The organism is Terrimicrobium sacchariphilum, assembly GCF_001613545.1.
Classification (GTDB): domain Bacteria; phylum Verrucomicrobiota; class Verrucomicrobiia; order Chthoniobacterales; family Terrimicrobiaceae; genus Terrimicrobium; species Terrimicrobium sacchariphilum.
In genome coordinates this window covers 3153101-3169568 of record NZ_BDCO01000002.1, presented here as the reverse complement: position 1 = coordinate 3169568, position 16468 = coordinate 3153101, and the positions used below count along the sequence as shown (strand labels likewise).

Genomic DNA, 16468 nt, shown 5'->3' with positions numbered 1-16468 from the left:
GATGACAGGCCGTGTTCTCTCATTTCACGGAGCCGCATAGCTTTTAAGTCCACCATGGCGTAGAAACTGCCTGTACACTGACACCGTGAGCACCAGGCCGCAAAGAGCGATGCCTCCCGCGGCGGGAAACACCCAGTGATACGCCTCGCCTCCCCAGTCGATGAGGGCTCCCATGGCGACCGGGAAAAACAAGGCCGAAAGCGAGATCAGGATGCCCGCCGCCGAGGCGTACCGGGCGAAATGCGAGGCGGGGTACAGGCGGTTGCCGAGCGAGGCGGAGCAGGTGAAATAGCTGCCCGAGCAGACCCCATGCAGCAGCAGGGCCGGCAGGAAGGCCTCTCCGGTCGCCGCCCGGCTGGCCGTCCACAGCATCGCGCCCGCGTACAGGCCGAGCGTCACCGCCCCGACGCGCAGCGGATGAAAGACATCGGCCAGCCACCCGAGCGGATACGCGAGCAGGAGCGAGATGAGATAAGTCAATGCAACCACCTTTCCATAGGCATCCATCCCGATATGCAGATGGCCTGCATAGCGGATTGCAAAGGTGTTCATCGGCAGGAAGGCCAGGGCAGCCAGGGTCATCATGAGAAACACCGAGACGTAATAAGGCTTGGAAAAGCACGTCCTGAGATAACCTGCGATCCCGGCTGCCGGGCTTCGCTGCATCTGGCTGGCAATGTCGACCGGGGGATAGCTGCCCTCGCGGATCTTCAGGCAGACGAGCATGAACGACACCCCATAAAAAAGCCCCAGCCCCACGAGGATCGGTGTGAAGTACCCCGGCGTGTGCCCCATCAGCCAATAGTTAAACAGGATCCCGTCAACAAGACTCACCGCGCGAAACAGCCCGTGAAAGCGCCCGATCAAGCCCGGCGGAACCACGTCATTGAGCAACCCGCCAAAGACCGCGCCCCCGGCGATGGTCGCGATCTCAAAGATCGTCCACGAAAGACAGAATCCGATAAGCGCCGTCGTCGTGGCGTCCAGTCCCGGCAGCCAGCCTGTGACCGCCCTCGCCAGCAGCGGCGTGAGCCCCAGCCCGATCATCGCCCCGGCGGCGAAGGGCGTCGTCATCAGGAGGAACGGGATGCGCCGCCCTCGCGGCCCCCGATGCCGGTCGGACATCACGCTCACGATCGGAGCGATACTGATCCCGAGGAGGGCCGGGATGGATCCCGTGAGCAGGGCAAAGAGCAGGTTGGAAATGCCGAGCTGGCCGAGATACCACTGAGCCATCGGCGCGACCGACCGCTCGCGCATCGACCATGAAAAGTCCCCCAGCAGCAGCCAGGCAAAGAGCAGGTACAGACCGGAGGACGTATAGGCCAGCGTCCCCGCGCGCCAGCGGGGCTGGTCGCTCTCTCGTCTTGCCGGGAGGCCTTCCCGCCGGTTCTCCGGTGGGCATCGGCGGGTGACGGTTTTTTCAGAAATCCCCATCCTGCGGCCTACTGGATGAGGCAGTTCTCCGAGCGGACCTCGCTCTTTCGTATCGCGGAGACATGGCCGTCACACCAGAGCACATTGGCCATGCCCAGGTGGTTTTCTGAGACTCGGTTCCAGTTTTTGAATTCCGGCGCCACGTCGCGAAACCCCCATCCCCATTCGTCGCCCTTCACCGAGTCCATCATGAGGATCATGCGTGAGGGATTGCTGACCTGCGTTGCTTTGACCACGGTAAAGTTGATCTGGGCATTGTAGGTGGGCATGATGTTGTAGTTCACCGCGTACGGGTAACCCGGCACTCCGCTGGCGGCCACCTTGGCGGGCGACCGGTTCTTGTCGCAGATGGTGATCTTCATCCAGGTCTGGGTATTGCCCGCATAGGCAGCCAGCGGGGAGTCAAAGTTATACCACCACCAGGTATGTTTCGGGTCGGCGACCCCGCCGTAGGAGGGGGGGAAGTTCATGTTGTTCTCTCCGGCGTACAGCGACACGGCGTGCGAGATGGCACGCAGCTGCCCCGCACATTTTGCCCTGCGCGAGGTTTCCAACATGGGGCCGACCCCGGCGTAGAGCAGGCTGGCGAGGAAGAGCACGATGGCAATGGCCGCGAGCATCTCGATCAGGGTGAACCCTCTTTCTTTTCTAGCATCGTTGGGGGGGAGCATGGTCAGGAGGATGGCTAGTGTTTGAGAAATTCCCCGAGCGCCTCAGGGTCTATCTCCAGTGCGACCGTGCGATGGGTTTTCGCATCATTCAGGACGATCCATCGCCCATCCGGGCTGATGTTCGGATGAGGATGCCATGGGTGCTTCAGGATCGAGGTGCGGTAGAGCATTTCCCTCTTGCCTGTCTGCATATTGACCGCCATCACGTCGCTGACCGAGTTGGAGTTCTCCCACCCTTTACCCGGTGCGTCGTGGGGGCCGCTGGTGTCCACCACCGCCCAGCGCCCGTCGCGGCTGATGTTGCAGTGCATGTCGCGATCTCCCTGGCTGACCAGGCGGCTCTTTCCATCGAACCCCACCTCGTACAGGCCGCGCGGCGACCCTTCGCTGGTCCCGTAGGCGATGAAGACCATGGAGGGGGAATGAAAGGCCGCGCGCTCATGACCCACCTGCAGCGGCTTGCCATCCTGCCCCGTCTGAGTGAAGAGCACTTTTCCCTTCGGTGCGTCCTGGGCGTTCCAAGCCCAGATGCGATCGGCGACCTTGTCGGCATCTCCCTCATGGGAAAAGCAGATCCAGCTCGGGTCATAGGGCGAGAAGTGCACATGGTTCAGCCACCAGTCGGTTTCCATGAGTACCTCGGTCTTTCCGCTGGTCAGATCGTGCCGCAGCATCTGGCACTTGATGCTATCATCCCCGGGATCGGCCCCTTTCCTCCGTTTCCGCATTGAGACGATGGCGTCGCCCTTGGGCGAGATATCGCTCACCGTGTGCCACCATTTGCCCGCTTCCTCCGGCGTATCCTGGTAGACGACCTTCGGCGGCTGTCCGCTCTCGATCTCCCAAAGATAAAGGGTGTTGTCGGCGGTGAACGCCATCCGCTTCCAATCCTCGGAGAGGCTGTAGTACAGGTCGACATGCGGGAACCATCCCAGCTCCTTCTGCGTTCCCGTCGCGGGATCAAAGGCCAGGAACGTCAGGCCGTCGCGTTCCGGCCGGGCGGCCACATAGGTTCTCCCATCCGGCAGGAAGCCATTGGAGTGAGGATAGACGAAATAGGCGTTCTGCGGCCCCTCGACGACCCGCTTCACCAGGCCTGCCTGGGAGTTGTATTGACTTATTCCCAGGAGGGCGATGCTGAGGGACGCCTGGAGCAGGCGGCGGGAGAGGCTGCCGGCCCGTCGCGGGGAGGAGCTATTCATGGCTCAGGAAAAAGATCAGGTCGTACTGCTGCCCTTCGCCGGACTGCTGATGATAGCGCGCGAGCTTGGCGCCGGGCGTTTGCACCGCTCCGCCGCCGAGCTTGGGCGTTGAGCCTGCCGTCGTCCGCGAGAAATACAGGCGTTGCCCGTCGACGATGGACTCCGGTCGGAGATGAAATCCGTACCTTCCTCCTTCCAGCAGCTTGATCGCAGGCGAGAAATCAAACACCAGATATTCGCCGCGCCGGTAATCGCCGGGATTCAGCTGGACGGGAAGCGTGGCGACCGTGTCGACCACCTCGCCTTGCTCATTCAGTCGCTGGATGTCGATGGTCCACTTCTGGGGCGAGATGACGCCGCGATTCAGAGGATGCTCGAAGGCATCGGTCCGCAATCCCAGTTCCTTTAGCCCCTGGGTCGACGGCCAGGTGAACATCTGCGAGATCCCGCGGCGATCCGTCGCCTCGGGTTTCCCGGTTTCCTTGGCGTCCCAGTTGCGCCACCGGGCCTGCACAGGCTCAAACTCCGTCGCCTGCTCGACATTGCTGACTGCGGCTTCGCCATCAGGCGCCTCGGCCAGGGATTTTACCGTGACATCAGCCCCGGGCAGCGCCGCCACGGTGCAGGCGATGAGGCCGAGGATAAAGGGGAGGGGATGTGATTTCATACAATGATCGGGGGATGGTGGGATCAGGCTCGGGTGGGGGCATCCATCGCTCTGCGGTTCCTTGCACGGACGAGGATCACGATCGCGCATGCGCCCATCGCTAGCAACCCTTGGACGCCCGGTTCCGGCACCGCCACAAGGTAAAATCCCAGGTCATAGCCCTGCCCTCCATAACTGCCGGAGTAAGGGCCGGGTCCTGTCACGGAACTGACCTGCGCCGCCACGCCTCCTGAATAAACCGACGTGTTGGCCGACCTGCTAAAAAACAGCCTTTGAAAAGTGTCGCTGGACGTTTCCGGATACAGGATAAATCCATAGGTTCCCCCATTGGTCAGCGACAGGTTTGTCGACAGATCAAAGTAGAGATAGCTTTCGGGACTTACCGCTGAGGCTGGCAGCGTAAAGGTCAGGTGCGCGACCGTGGAGACGATGCTCGCCGCTGCCTGCAGCCCGTTTCCGCTTAGCTGCTGGATGTCCAGCACCCATGTGCTGTTTGTTGTATAAGGATTCAGTGTGTTCTGGGCCGTGGCGAGGCGCATCCCCAGGCCGTCCAGAGCCTGGGCACTGTTCCAGGTGAAGGTCTGGGACACCGCCCTCACGCTTCCCGTCTGATCCCGCGCCTGGACGTTGGAGGCGTCGCTAAACGACGATTGATTGATCGTGGCATTCAACGGCACGGAGGTCGTGTTGCTGACAATGACCTGGGCGCAGGCTCCGCCCGCAATCAGCAGGGAGGAGAGTAAAGCCATCGCCCGGGATATGCGGTGTGGAGTGGGAAATGTGAGGGGTGCTTTCATCTTGAGGCAAAAGCTGATTCTCCTTGCCGGTCCGAACAAGGAAGTTTTATGCTGACACGTTCGTATGGCTGGCTCCGTAACTGTTCGTGATTTAGCTGAGTATCTGGGTATTAGCCGCACGACGGTTTCCCTCGGTTTGCGTAATCACCCGGGTGTTAGCAAGGCGACGCAGCTCCGGATTCACCAGGCGGCTGCGGAATTAGGATATCAGAAAAATGCGCTAGTCACTGCCTTGATGACCCAGGTGCGAACTCGTCGGATCGAGTATCACGGCGAGGCCATTGCCTTTTTGACGGCATTGAACGAAGAGTTTTACTGGAAGAAGCAATCGCAGGGAGAAGTCTTCGAGGGTGCGCGCGAGATGGCGGAAAAGCTGGGCTTCCGGCTGGAGCCATGCTGGCTCGGCCCCATGGGGGCGGATTCGCGCAAGGCCTCGCGCATCCTGCGGGCGCGGGGAGTATGTGGGCTGCTCTTGTCCTACATGCCGTCCGAGCTTTTGAAGCTCGATCTGGACTGGGATCGGTATCCCATCGTCGCTACAGGCTATTCGTTCCGGCAAAAGACCCCCCACAGGGTGGCCGCCAATCAGTCCAGCACCGTCGGCGTGTGTTTTGAAAAGCTTTATGGCATGGGCTATCGGCGCATCGGCCTCGCCATGGCCGCGCAGGCAAATGAACGAGTGAACCGCTATTGGGTCTCCAGCTATTTTGGCACCCAATGGCATTGGAAATGCCCCCGTCTGGAGCCCTTCGACGCTCATGGCGTGCCCGACCGGGAGAAGTTTCTCAAGTGGGTCCGGCGCGAAAAACCCGACGCCATCATGAGCTCTTTCTGGCCAGACTACTCCGCCGGGTGGCTGGGCGAGATCGGGCTCTCTATTCCGCAGGACGTGGGCTACGCGGGGCTGGATGTCAGTCCTCAGGACTGGGGAAAGATCGCCGGGATCTCTCAAAACCACCGCCTCGTCGGGGCGACAGCCGTGATGCAACTCAGCGACATGATCTTTCGCAATGTCGTCGGACTTCCTTCCCATCCCATGGAAACCACTGTCGGCGTCGAGTGGAAGGATGGCCTCACTGTCCGGCAGCAACACGCCGTCGAGCACCGCCCGGCGTCCGCCTCGCGCAGCAGGAAGATACATTCCTGAGCACAGCCTCCGCGGGCGAGGTATCCGGATTTTCTGCTCCTTCGAGCCGCCGCTCGGTGTTCCAGAATTCACCAGTGTAATTTTCCGCCATCAGAATGAAATCAGAGAGCTTCTTGTTCAGATTGATCAGCTTGGCCGGGGCCTGGGCATAATTTGGCGGGCTGAGGTAGTAGCTGCACCCATAGACGATGCCCGTTGTCTTGTCGTTTGGGCAGCGGAACTTGGTACGCAGATCGATGCTTAAGTAGGTTTTTGTGCCGCCCATCACGTAGGGAGCGATCAGGTTCTGCCAATGGGTGTTAGGGTCGCTGAGGACTCTTTCCTGCTGCGGCAAAAGGCCATCATGGTCCGCCATGTACAACTGATAAGCGATCCCCCACTGCCGCAGGTTGCTGCTGCATTTTGTCAGGTTCGCATTATCCTTGATCCGGCTGACAGTCGGAAAAAGCAGCGTGGCCAGAATGCCGATAATGGCGACCGTCACGAGAATTTCCATCAGTGTGAAGGCCCGGCAGGCAGTCGGTGCGATGATTTGGCCGCGAACAGGATTTGCCTTCAAGAAGCCAAAGGTCGATTGTCTGGGGAGGCTCATGATTGGCGAGGGAGCGACAATGTTGGGGTCGATGGTGCTTTAGCTTCTCATGTCATCTGGTCGCAAGCAATTGCCTGCTGGTGTAACAGTTACATGCTGGCCGGAAATCGCGTGCGGCGGCTCTGGACGAGAGAGCGGAAGCTGCGGTCGCGACGTTGTCCGCGTGAACTTCTCTTTATTAGTGATCCGGGAAAAGTTAACGGAGTCCTTGGGCGCTGACTTCGTTAACCTCTGTGCAAAGGAGCCATGCGGGCTGCCCGATTCCTCTCGGCCTGGCGCATCGTGGCTGGAATGCCGCTCCCGTGGGCGCGTTGCCTGCCGCCAGGTTTGGGATGGGGTCCATCGTTTTTAGCCCCCCTCAGCTGTGCATCATGCGGCCCTGGCGGTAGGCGGCGCGGAATTGCCGTGGCGACATGCCTGACAGGCGCGTGATGAGGCGGCCGAGGTAGTTGGCTCCGGCGAGGCCGGAGCGCACGGCGACTTCCTTAATAGGCAGCTCGGTTTGCTTCAGCAGTTCCATCGCATGATGAAGGCGGAGGTTTTGCAGATAGTGCGAGGGCGTCATGCCATGGGCCGCGAGGAAGGCGCGGAAGAGGGTTGATCGATGAAGACCGATTTCATTGGCGATCGCGCTCACGTTTAGCAGCGGATCGGCGAAGCGTTCGTCGAGTTGCTTGCGGCACGCCTCCACCCAGCTCGAATGCGTCCGAGCCAGCGGGGCGAGGCTGCCCTCCATCGCCGCGAGCAGGATTTCATGCGCGTAGTGCGCCGCCTGCCGGTCGCCCTTCATCGTGCCTTCGCTGAGCGCCGCCCGCAGCGCGTCAAAGGTCGCCGCTGGAAACTGCGGCGCGGGGAGGGGACGCTTCACAAACCCAAACGCCTCCAGCCATTGCGGGCTCATCGGATGGTCGAGGGTGAACCAATGGTATTTCCAGCGCGGCGTGAGCGGGCGCAGTTCATGCATCTCGCCCGGCAGCAGATAAAACACCTCGCCCCGCTCAACCCGGATGCGTCGCTTTTCCAGCACGAACTCCCCCGCGCCTTCCACGCTCCAGAAGATCTCCGCGAACCACTTTCTCATCGGCGGCTCGACCAGCGAACCGTTCGCCAGCGAATAGATTCCCGCCGACCGCACCGCCAGCGGCAGGGCGGGGGGCAGCTCGTGATTGAAGCGATAGACGCTGGTTTTCTTGGAACGCAACATATGTGTGATTAATACGACATTCGTCCGGTAGACGCTGGGAGCATCAGGGGGTAATCAGTTTTCTAACCCGCAACAGAATAGTGAAAACCCCTAAAATTGTCATCATCGGAGCAGGCAGCCTTTTCTTCGGACGCCAGGCCATCTGGGCCGCCGCCAATCTCCCCGGCTTCCGAGGCTGCACGCTGAGCCTCGTCGACATCGACCCCGAGCGCCTGGAGAAAATCACAAAGCTCGCCCACCTTGTCGCCGGTCCCACCGGCGCGCAGATCGAGAGCACGGATGACTACCGCACCGCGCTGCGCGGGGCCGATTATGTGGTGCTCAGCTTTTCCCGTGACAATACCTACTACCGTCGCATCGAGTGCGAGGTCGGTGCCAAGTACGGCATCCGCTCATGCTCGGGCGACACCATCGGGCCGGCGGGGATCTTTCACGCCGTGCGCGAGTTTCCCGCCATCCTGGAGATCGCCCACGCGGTCGAGGAGATCTGCCCGCAGGCTTGGGTGATCAATTACGTCAACCCTTCCGCCGCCATGGGCATCGGCCTCATGCGCCACTCCCGGGTCAAAAGCATCGCCCTCTGCGACACGCACCACATGCCCGCAAAGAAGGAGAGCTACCTGGAGCTGATCGGCGAGGATAAATCCAAGGTCGACCGCTTCGATATGCGCATCGCGGGGGTGAATCACTTCACCTGGATGCTGCACGCCCGTCTGGATGGCCGCGACGTGCTGCCCGAGATTCGCGACGCCTTTGCCCGCGCCGCCGTCGGTGAGATCGACGAGGGTTATGCCAAGGGCCGGTTCAACAACTACATCACTGCCCAGCTCGCCGATGTCTTCGGCGCGGTGCCGACCTGCACGGGACACACGAAGGAATACTTCCCCTTCTACCAGGGCCGCTCGCCCATCCAGGAAAAAATCCCGCCGCTCGCTGTCTTCGATTGCGACGAGCGCGACCGCTGGACCGCCCGCGTGTGGCAGGAGATCGAGGAGTACAACTCGGGCAAGCGCCCCATCGAGGAGTTCCACGCCAGCCTGAAGAGCGACCACGCCGCCGATGTCATTCACACCATGGTCACGGGCGACGGGCGCACGTATTTCCTCAACCTTCCCAATGCCAACGCCGTGGAGGACGGGGGCCGCGCCGTGGAGAATCTCCCCGACGACGCATTCCTCGAGCTCGAGTGCCGGTTCACTCCCGAGGGGCCGCGTCCCTTCAAGGCGGGCCGCTTCGACTACGGCCTGCGCGCCTACCAGTACCTCGCGCTCGACATCCACGAGCTGACCATCGAGGGCATCATGCAGCGCGATCGCGACCTCCTCGTGCGCGCCCTTTCCATTGACCCGCTGGTCAATTCCATCGCCACCGCCCGCGTCGTCATCGACGAGCTCTTCGAGCGCGAGAAGGACGCCCTCCTCGACTGGCCCGAGCGTGAAGCCGCCCCCGAGCCTGTCCTGACCAACGCCCCCGTCACCCGCGCCCAGCTCCAGCTCTATTAAGAGAAAGGCGCGGAACCCCTCACCACACCACCCAACCATAACTCCATCTCACCCCATGAAAAACCTGCTCCCCTCGATCCTCGCCGCCTCCAGCCTGCTCGTCATGCTTGGCGTCCGCCCGGCCGCCGCCACCGTGCTCGTCTCGGTCAGCGGCTCGGCCCCTACCTCCTCATTCGCCAGTAACACGACTTCCAGTGGCGCGGGCCTTCAGTGGCGCAATGACACGACAAATGGCTTGCGCGATGTGGGCCAGTCGTTCTCTGTCGCGACGAATCTCTCGCTGAACGCAATCACCTTCCAGATTGCATCCAATTCCGCACCGGGCACAGGGGTGCTAAATGCCGCCTTCAACCTGTCGATCTTTCAGGTATCACCCAACAACAACACAGGCATTCCCTCAGGCGCGGCGATCAGCGTCCAGAGCGGCATACTCACGGGCCTCACAGCCACTTCGTCAGACTGGAGCAAATACGTCACTTTCACCTTGGGAACGAGTGTCGCGCTCACCAGTGGCAATACCTACGCTGTGATGCTCGACTTCACGACCCAGGCGGCCAATCGCAACATCGTCTTTCAGTATAACTCCCCGAGCAGCTATGTCCCCGGCCAGATGATTATCTCGACGAACGGCACGAGCTACTCTCTATTTGATTCCTCCAACAGACCGGATTTCGTCTTTTACGCGACCGCCGTGCCGGAGCCCTCCACCGTCGTGCTCGGCCTGCTTGGCGTCGCCTTCGTCGTCCTGCGCCGCCGCGTCCGTCACGCGCGCTGTGCCTGACGTTCCCATTTCACCGCGCCCGGCTGGCGTCTTGCCGCCGGGCCGGTGAGCCATTAGCTTAAGTCTCCCGCCTCCCCCGAGTGCTCCCCCTTTGCCCCAGCATGATCCGGCCTGCCCTCATCCTCGTCGCCCTCGCCTGCGCTTTTCGTCCGGAGAGCCTGCGCGCCGCCGCGCCCGATGCTCTGGACCTCCAGGCCGCCGTGGCGGGTCTTCAGCCCGGCGCCGTGCTGGAGCTGCCGCCTGGAGTTCATCGCCTCCCGGCTACCGGATGGCGACTCGCGGGCTTGCGCGGTGTCATCATCGATGGCCATGGCGCGACGCTCATCGCGGGCAGCCGCGAAGCCACCTCGCTCCAGATCGACGGCTGCGACGGACTCACGATTCGTAACCTCCGCATTGATTACGATCCGCTGCCCTTCACCCAGGGCGATGTCGCGTCCGTGGATGCGCAAACCGGCACGATCACCGTGAGGCTCCACGCGGGCTATCCTGGCAGCGAGGCCGCCGCGTCGACGGGCGGATTCTTCACTGATGCGCGCCTCCAGCTCTTTGACCGCGACACGCCCACGCTCAAGCCAGGCGCTCCGGATTATGGCGTGGCCTCGCTGGAACCCGCGGGCGAGCGCACTGTGCGCGTTGCTTTTCCCAAGTGGCAGACCGGCCTCGATCTCATCGCCGTGGGCGACCGCGTCACGCTCTCCTCCCGCGCGGCCGAGGGCGTGTCGATCCGCAACTCCCGCGAGGTCACGCTGGAGGATGTCACCATCTTCGCCGCGCCCAATGTCGCCATCGTCGCCCGTTCCTGCGAAACCGGCGGCACCTTTCGCCGCGTACGCGTCATCCCCGGCCCTCCGCCGGAAGGCGCGACCCAGCCACGTCTCATCTCCGCCTGCGCGGACGGGCTGAACATTGCCAATACCCGCCAGGGTCCGGTCATCGAGCAATGCGAGTTTGCCTACCAGGCCGACGACGCGATCAATCTCCATGGCGCGATGATCCCGGTGCTGAAGTGGATCGACGACCGCAGCTTTCTCAGCGTGCTCCCATGGCGCAACAACCGTCTCGAAGTCATCACCCGTACAGGCGACACGATCCGCTTCCTCGATCCGCCGTCCTACGAGGTCGTGGGAGCAGCCAATATCGTGAAGATCGAGAAAACCCCCGAGCCCGTCGAGCCCTGGCTGGAACGTGTCGGGAAGACGTGGGAGATGCTTAAGGTGAACCCGGAGAGCGTAACCTTTTACCGCGTGACACTCAACCAGCGCGCTACCGGCGTGCAGGCCGGAGGTTTCTGCGAGATCCCGGCCACGTCGGCGTCGGGGTTTATCATTCGCGACACGTACTGCCACGACCATCGCGGCCGCGGCTTTCGTCTCATGGCCAGCGACGGGTTGGTGTTAAACAACCGCTTCGAGCGCATCAAGGGCTGTGCCATCTCGCTCGGTGCGGAGTTCTCCTACTGGCGCGAGGCCGGGTGGAGCCGCAACCTCGTCGTCTCCGACAACCAGATCCGCGATGTCGGCCAGGGCATGAACATCCGCATGCCCGACAGCTACACCATCGGCGCGATCAGCATCATGGCGCGCACCGACGCAGGCGCTGCCCCGGCTTTCCCCGGCAATGAAAACATCGTACTGGAGGGCAACCTCATCGACGGGTGCTCCGTCGCGGGCATTAGCATTAGCAATGCGCACAATGTCCGCGTGAACCGTAATACCATTCGCAACGTCAACCAGGATGCCTCGGGCGAGGCGGGCCGCGCGCGGGGACTCTCCACCACGCAGCCCATCTCGATCATTCGCGCCGAGGCCACGCTTTCCGACAATCTCGTGCCATGAAACACCTCCTCCCTCGCTTCCTCGCGCTCAGCCTCCTCGCCGCTCCGGCGCTCCATGCGGAACTCGACGCCGTCCTCGAGGCCGCTCAGCCCTCCATCTCGGGTGGCGCATCCTATGTCAACGTCATGTCCACTCAGGGCATGGGCTGGCGGTGGACGAAGGACGCAGGCCGCCGCGATTACGGTCAGATCTTTCCGGTCAAGCAGCCCTTCTCCGCCAGCGAACTCGCCGTCCAGGTGCTCTACTCCGACCCCTTCCGCGCGGCGAAGCGCGCCGCCTTCCAGCTCGACTTCCTGCGCTTCCCCTCCGGCGACCTGAAGCAGACGCCCGACGTCGTGGCCACCTATGACGGCACGCTTCCGCCGAATCCCGGTCTCGGCACCGGCGAGGCTGCGTGGCTGCGCTTCCGGTTTCCTGAGGTGAAATTCGAAGGCGGCTCGTCCTATGGCTTCCTCCTGCGCTTCAAAGGGGAGGGCGCGGCGGAGCAAAATATCATCTTCCGCGTCACCCCGTCCAGCACGCCTGACGGCGGCTACGGCATCATGGAGGCCGACGGCAGCGGGCAGATCGAGAAAGGCCCGTCGATGAACTTCCTCCTCGGCACCTCCGCGCCCGGGTCCGCCAGCGCCGCCCCGCGCACGCCCTCCGTGCTTACGGTCGACCAACGCGCGACCGATGGCTACCGCACCCTCGCCGCCGCGACCGCCGCCGCCCAGCCCGGCGACACCATCCGCATCGCGCCCGGGAGCGGACCCTATCGCGAGCCGCTTTATATCCAGCGCTCGGGCACGGCGGAGCAGCCAATAACCATCGACGGCAACGGCGAGACCATCACCGGTTTTGACCCGCTGGTTTTCACGGAGCGCGATGGCGAGTGGTCCTTCGACGTGGCGGCCTTTCTGGCCGCCCGGCCCAATGTGCAGGGCTTCACCAAGGTCGGTGGCAAATGGACCTCCGTCGTGCCCGGCGGGTTCCCGTCCGTGCTCGTGCATCACGGCCGGCGTGTCTTTCAGGATGCCGCTACCGGGAAGTTCGAGGAAAAGGTCCGCCTCTCCGACGACGGCACGCGACTCATCCTTCTCGACCCCGCGCAGCGCGACGGCTGGGAGATCGCCGCCCGCGACCGCGTCGTCGTCATTCTTAACGCCTCGTATCAGACCTTTCGCAACATCCGCGCCACCGGGAGCCTGAACGATGGCTTCAATCTCCACGGCACCGGCGAGGGGCTCGTCTTTGAAAACATCGAGGGCTCGCAGAATCTCGATGAAGGCTTCTCCGCCCACGACACCATCGCCTGCGAAATCGTCGGCGGAGTTTTCACCCAGAATGACAACGGCATCGGCAATGTCGGCCAGAGCCGCCTCGTCGCCCGCGACATCCGCACCTTTGACAATACCGGCTACGGCCTTTGGTTCCTCGATGCCTCCGCCACGCTGGAAAATGCCAGTTCCTGGGGCAACGGCGTCGCGCAGTTTGCCCTCCACGGCAAAGCCTCCGCCATCGTGCGCGATGTCTCCGCCGTGCCTCCCGCCGCCGCGACGAAGCCCCGCATGAGCTACGAGGAATCGGCAAAGCGCAACGACTCGCGCCTCCAGGAAATCGCCGCCACCGCGCGCTGCGAGGGCGCCGTCACTGAGACCTCTGCGCCAGCCCCCGCCCGTACCGCCGCCCAGTAAACCCATGCGCACCGCCCCCCATCATCGCGCCTTCACGCTCGTCGAGCTGCTCGTGACCATCGGCATCCTCGCCCTCCTCGTCAGCCTGCTCCTGCCCATGGCCAAGACCTGGAACGCCGGAGCGCAGACCGTCAGCTGCTCGAACAACCTGCGGCAGATGTTTCTCTACCTCGACGCCTACGCCCGCGAAAACAACGGCGTCTATCCCGCTGTCTCCGACGCCACCACTGGCAACTCCTGGTGGCTCACCCTGCAAAACTACATCAACACCCCCAGCCAGGTCGTCGGCATCCGCAAGCGGACCATCTTCCTTTGTCCCGCCTCGCTCCGCACCTATCCGAATCAAACCGCCCGACGCACCTACGGCATGAACTGCGAGGGGCTCAAAAACGACCAGGGCGTCCTGGACTGGCGCACACCCATCCGGCCCATCAGCCAGAGCCGGCTCTCCAGCACCCTCTTCATCGCCGATACCTGCAACGGCCCCGCCAATAACGGCGACGGCTACCAGTATTTCCGCGCGACGGCCTCCCCTGCGTTTACCGATGTCGTCGAGGCCCGGCACTCGGGCAGAGCCAATGCGCTTTTCCTCGACGGCCACGTTGAGCTGATCGACCCGAAGGCTCCCGAGTCCCTCGACAAGGTGAAGAACCTCGGCCAGTGAAGGCGCGCGAAGGTCTTTGTCAGAAGGAAGCAGAGGCGGCGATGACGGGCTGGTGGTGTGGTGCCGCAGGCCCGGGTGGGGGAGGGAACTCCAGCGCTGCCTTTGCGACCTTCTGGCGATCCCTGCTCAGGTCCCCGGGGAGGCCGGGTTCAGCGCTGCGGTGATCTCGGCGGGCGTGAGCGCCGTCTTTTCCCGGTCCTCCCACTGGTTGTAAAACACCGCGTCGTCGCTATCGTGGCGGCTGGAGTCCACGATCGTTCCGGCGTCGTCGACCACGTAGGCGGGCCGGCCGGGTCTCAGCCAGGCCACGAGGGAATCGCCCTTGTCCAGAATAAGGAGCAGGTAGCGATGCCCCTCGCGCGGCACCCAATACGCCGCGTGAATGTTGGCTGCGGATGGATTGAGGTCGCGCAAGGTCTTATAGCGGTCATCCATCCCATTTTCCCCGAGATTTGCCACGAAAGGCCATACGCCGGCTGCCACGCCGAGCGCTAGCAGCGCGTAGAGGAGCGTCTTTCGTGCGGAGATCATGCCGGGGGATATTCACGTCCTCGCCGTGTGTGGCGGATGGCTGATAGGCCGTGTTCCATTCCCGCATCGTGACATGCCAGGCCTTGTTTGTCCTTCCTGAAATCTCCACCATTCCGCGTTTGGACGAAGTGCGCTGCTTCATGATCATTTCCGGTCGATTCGTGAAAATTCTGCGGCAAGGCGCATTCTTTTCTTTTTCCCGTCGCAACTTGGTCGCATGAAGCTTTGATGCCGATCACCGCCGAGACCGCCCCCAAACCGCGTCCATCGAAACGCCTTACGATGCTGGATCTTATCGGACAAGCCTGCGCCATTGGGCCACTCATTGGTATTGGTCTGTTTCTCGCCTTCGTCGCGCAGATCGCTGCGGGTCGCGGTCCACTTGCCATCCTTCTTGCGGCCATTGGCATGGTGTGCTTTGCCATGGTGATCGCCTTTTATGCCTCCTTCACAGGAGGGGCGGGAGCGGTGGGAGATTATGTCGAGCGAGCCTGGGGGCGCCGCGCGGGCATGGCCATATTGATCATCTATACGTTCTCGCTGCTAGTGTCGGGTGCAGGTGGCTTCTCCATCGCCGTCGGCGTACTAGTGGCGAATTTCTCGAAAGCCTACCTCTTCGGCCTCGTCCCGTGGTGGGGAGGGGCGCTTATTGTCGTCCTCATCGCCTGGGTCATGAATGTCCGCGGGGCCGATGTCGCCACGCGAGCGCAGCTTGTGATCGTGCTCGTTTCAGTCATCCCTTTCCTGCTCACAGCCATCGCCGCCATCATCCATGCGGGTCCGGCGAATACATGGGACTTCTTTTCCATTTTCCATGCGACTGGGGGAGGCAACCTCTTCGGCGGTCTGCTTTTTGCCATCCTACTCTTTGGCGGGTTTGAAACCGTCGCCGTTCTCGCCGAGGAGACGCCCAACCCGCGCCGCACCATCCCGATCGCGCTCGTCTCCACTGTCGTGCTGACCGGCATACTCTTCGTTCTCTGCTCCTACGCGGGCACGGTCTACTTCGGCCCCGAGCTGGTGGGCAAGGCTTGGCCCGCCCAGCTCGACGGCTTTGCCGAGATGGCCAACAAGCTCCTCGGCAACTGGGCTGGCATGTGGATACGTATCGGCATTTTTGCCGACTTCATCAGCTGCTTCATTGGCTTCTCCCTTGCTGCTTCGCGTGGGCTCTTTGCGCTCAGTCGTGCGGGTATTCTCCCGCGCGTTCTCGGTCGCACGAACCGCCTGGGGGCTCCCACCATGGCATCGCATAGCGTCCTGGCCACCGCACTGCTCGCCATTGCCGTGGGATTCCTTATTCCCGCTGCCGAGCGCTACAAGTCGCTCTTTGTTGTCGCCACCGCGCAGGGACTCCTTCTCGCGCTTACCTATGCGGTGCTCGCCGTTGGTGCGTGCAAGCTCGTCTTCACCACCGGCAAATCCTCCGTTCCCCGCTGGATCGTCCTTCTCATCGCCAGCGCCATGCCTGTTCTCGCGCTCTACGGATCGCTTTTTCCCTTCCCGCAAGGACCCGAGCAGTGGGGTGTCTGGGGAGCATTCGCCGCCATCGCTCTCGCCATCATCGGCAGCCTTGTTTGGAAGCCGGGGGCTTCCCGCACGTAGGACGGGCGGGAGTTTTAGTTTCCAGTGGTTCAGTTTTCAGACGGAGCGGAAAGGCCGTCCTGCGCCGGTTTGGCGACGATCTGCTCTCAGGGATGCTCCTCCGCCTTCTGCTGATAGTTATTCTGTCTCTATGAAACTGCGCGAGCAGTTTTCG

The 16468-nt window shown here is 62.5% G+C and carries 15 protein-coding genes; 7 read left to right on the top strand and 8 right to left on the bottom strand.

The annotated features are described in order from the left end of the window. Positions 1 to 24: 24 nt before the first annotated feature. The 5 genes from TSACC_RS14900 to TSACC_RS14880 are packed head-to-tail and all read right to left on the bottom strand — an operon-like array spanning position 25 to position 4774. Positions 25 to 1437, bottom strand: coding sequence for an MFS transporter (locus TSACC_RS14900; RefSeq protein WP_075080032.1), 1413 nt, complete (start codon positions 1435 to 1437; stop codon positions 25 to 27). Between the two features lie 8 nt (positions 1438 to 1445). Then, positions 1446 to 2108, bottom strand: a complete 663-nt coding sequence (locus tag TSACC_RS14895) for a prepilin-type N-terminal cleavage/methylation domain-containing protein (RefSeq protein WP_075080031.1) — start codon at positions 2106 to 2108, stop codon at positions 1446 to 1448. Between the two features lie 14 nt (positions 2109 to 2122). Continuing rightward, on the bottom strand, positions 2123 to 3310 hold the full coding sequence (locus tag TSACC_RS14890; protein ID WP_075080030.1) for an oligogalacturonate lyase family protein: 1188 nt from the start codon (positions 3308 to 3310) through the stop codon (positions 2123 to 2125). Further along, positions 3303 to 3977 (bottom strand): hypothetical protein, encoded by a 675-nt coding sequence (locus TSACC_RS14885; protein WP_075080029.1) that lies wholly within the window; start codon positions 3975 to 3977, stop codon positions 3303 to 3305. The genes TSACC_RS14890 and TSACC_RS14885 overlap by 8 nt, the downstream gene beginning before the upstream one ends. Positions 3978 to 4000: 23 nt before the next feature. Next, positions 4001 to 4774 (bottom strand): hypothetical protein, encoded by a 774-nt coding sequence (locus TSACC_RS14880; RefSeq protein ID WP_153811454.1) that lies wholly within the window; start codon positions 4772 to 4774, stop codon positions 4001 to 4003. Positions 4775 to 4838: 64 nt separating this feature from the next. Here TSACC_RS14880 and TSACC_RS14875 point away from each other — a divergent pair, with 64 nt between their 5' ends. Next, positions 4839 to 5921 (top strand): LacI family DNA-binding transcriptional regulator, encoded by a 1083-nt coding sequence (locus TSACC_RS14875; RefSeq protein ID WP_075080027.1) that lies wholly within the window; start codon positions 4839 to 4841, stop codon positions 5919 to 5921. Here TSACC_RS14875 and TSACC_RS14870 read toward each other — a convergent pair. Both TSACC_RS14870 and TSACC_RS14865 read right to left on the bottom strand, forming a co-directional pair. Further along, on the bottom strand, positions 5848 to 6513 hold the full coding sequence (locus TSACC_RS14870) for a type II secretion system protein (protein ID WP_075080026.1): 666 nt from the start codon (positions 6511 to 6513) through the stop codon (positions 5848 to 5850). The two genes, TSACC_RS14875 and TSACC_RS14870, sit on opposite strands and share 74 nt — an antisense overlap. 358 nt (positions 6514 to 6871) lie before the next feature. Next, positions 6872 to 7717 carry a helix-turn-helix transcriptional regulator gene (locus TSACC_RS14865; protein ID WP_075080025.1) on the bottom strand — a complete coding sequence of 282 codons (846 nt, stop codon included), beginning with the start codon at positions 7715 to 7717 and terminating at the stop codon, positions 6872 to 6874. A gap of 80 nt (positions 7718 to 7797) precedes the next feature. Between TSACC_RS14865 and TSACC_RS14860 the strand changes: the two genes are divergently transcribed. The 5 genes from TSACC_RS14860 (at position 7798) to TSACC_RS14840 (ending at position 14178) form a co-directional block, all read left to right on the top strand. Beyond that, a complete protein-coding gene (locus tag TSACC_RS14860; protein ID WP_075080024.1) occupies positions 7798 to 9219 on the top strand; it encodes a family 4 glycosyl hydrolase in 1422 nt (473 codons plus the stop codon). A gap of 55 nt (positions 9220 to 9274) precedes the next feature. Then, on the top strand, positions 9275 to 10000 hold the full coding sequence (locus TSACC_RS14855) for a PEP-CTERM sorting domain-containing protein (RefSeq protein ID WP_075080023.1): 726 nt from the start codon (positions 9275 to 9277) through the stop codon (positions 9998 to 10000). A 101-nt stretch (positions 10001 to 10101) separates the two neighbouring features. Beyond that, the gene (locus TSACC_RS14850) at positions 10102 to 11838 is read left to right on the top strand and encodes a right-handed parallel beta-helix repeat-containing protein (RefSeq protein ID WP_153811453.1); all 1737 of its coding nucleotides are present in this window, start codon (positions 10102 to 10104) and stop codon (positions 11836 to 11838) included. After that, complete coding sequence (locus TSACC_RS14845) at positions 11835 to 13514, top strand: right-handed parallel beta-helix repeat-containing protein (RefSeq protein ID WP_075080021.1); 1680 nt, start codon at positions 11835 to 11837, stop codon at positions 13512 to 13514. Before TSACC_RS14850 ends, TSACC_RS14845 begins: the two co-directional genes overlap by 4 nt. A 4-nt stretch (positions 13515 to 13518) precedes the next feature. Continuing rightward, positions 13519 to 14178 carry a prepilin-type N-terminal cleavage/methylation domain-containing protein gene (locus tag TSACC_RS14840; RefSeq protein WP_075080020.1) on the top strand — a complete coding sequence of 220 codons (660 nt, stop codon included), beginning with the start codon at positions 13519 to 13521 and terminating at the stop codon, positions 14176 to 14178. A gap of 126 nt (positions 14179 to 14304) precedes the next feature. Here TSACC_RS14840 and TSACC_RS14835 read toward each other — a convergent pair whose 3' ends face one another. Continuing rightward, a complete protein-coding gene (locus tag TSACC_RS14835) occupies positions 14305 to 14709 on the bottom strand; it encodes a hypothetical protein (RefSeq protein ID WP_075080019.1) in 405 nt (134 codons plus the stop codon). Positions 14710 to 14937: 228 nt separating this feature from the next. On the opposite strand from TSACC_RS14835, the gene TSACC_RS14830 reads away from it, so the two are divergent. Further along, on the top strand, positions 14938 to 16314 hold the full coding sequence (locus TSACC_RS14830) for an APC family permease (RefSeq protein WP_075080018.1): 1377 nt from the start codon (positions 14938 to 14940) through the stop codon (positions 16312 to 16314). Positions 16315 to 16468: the final 154 nt, after the last annotated feature.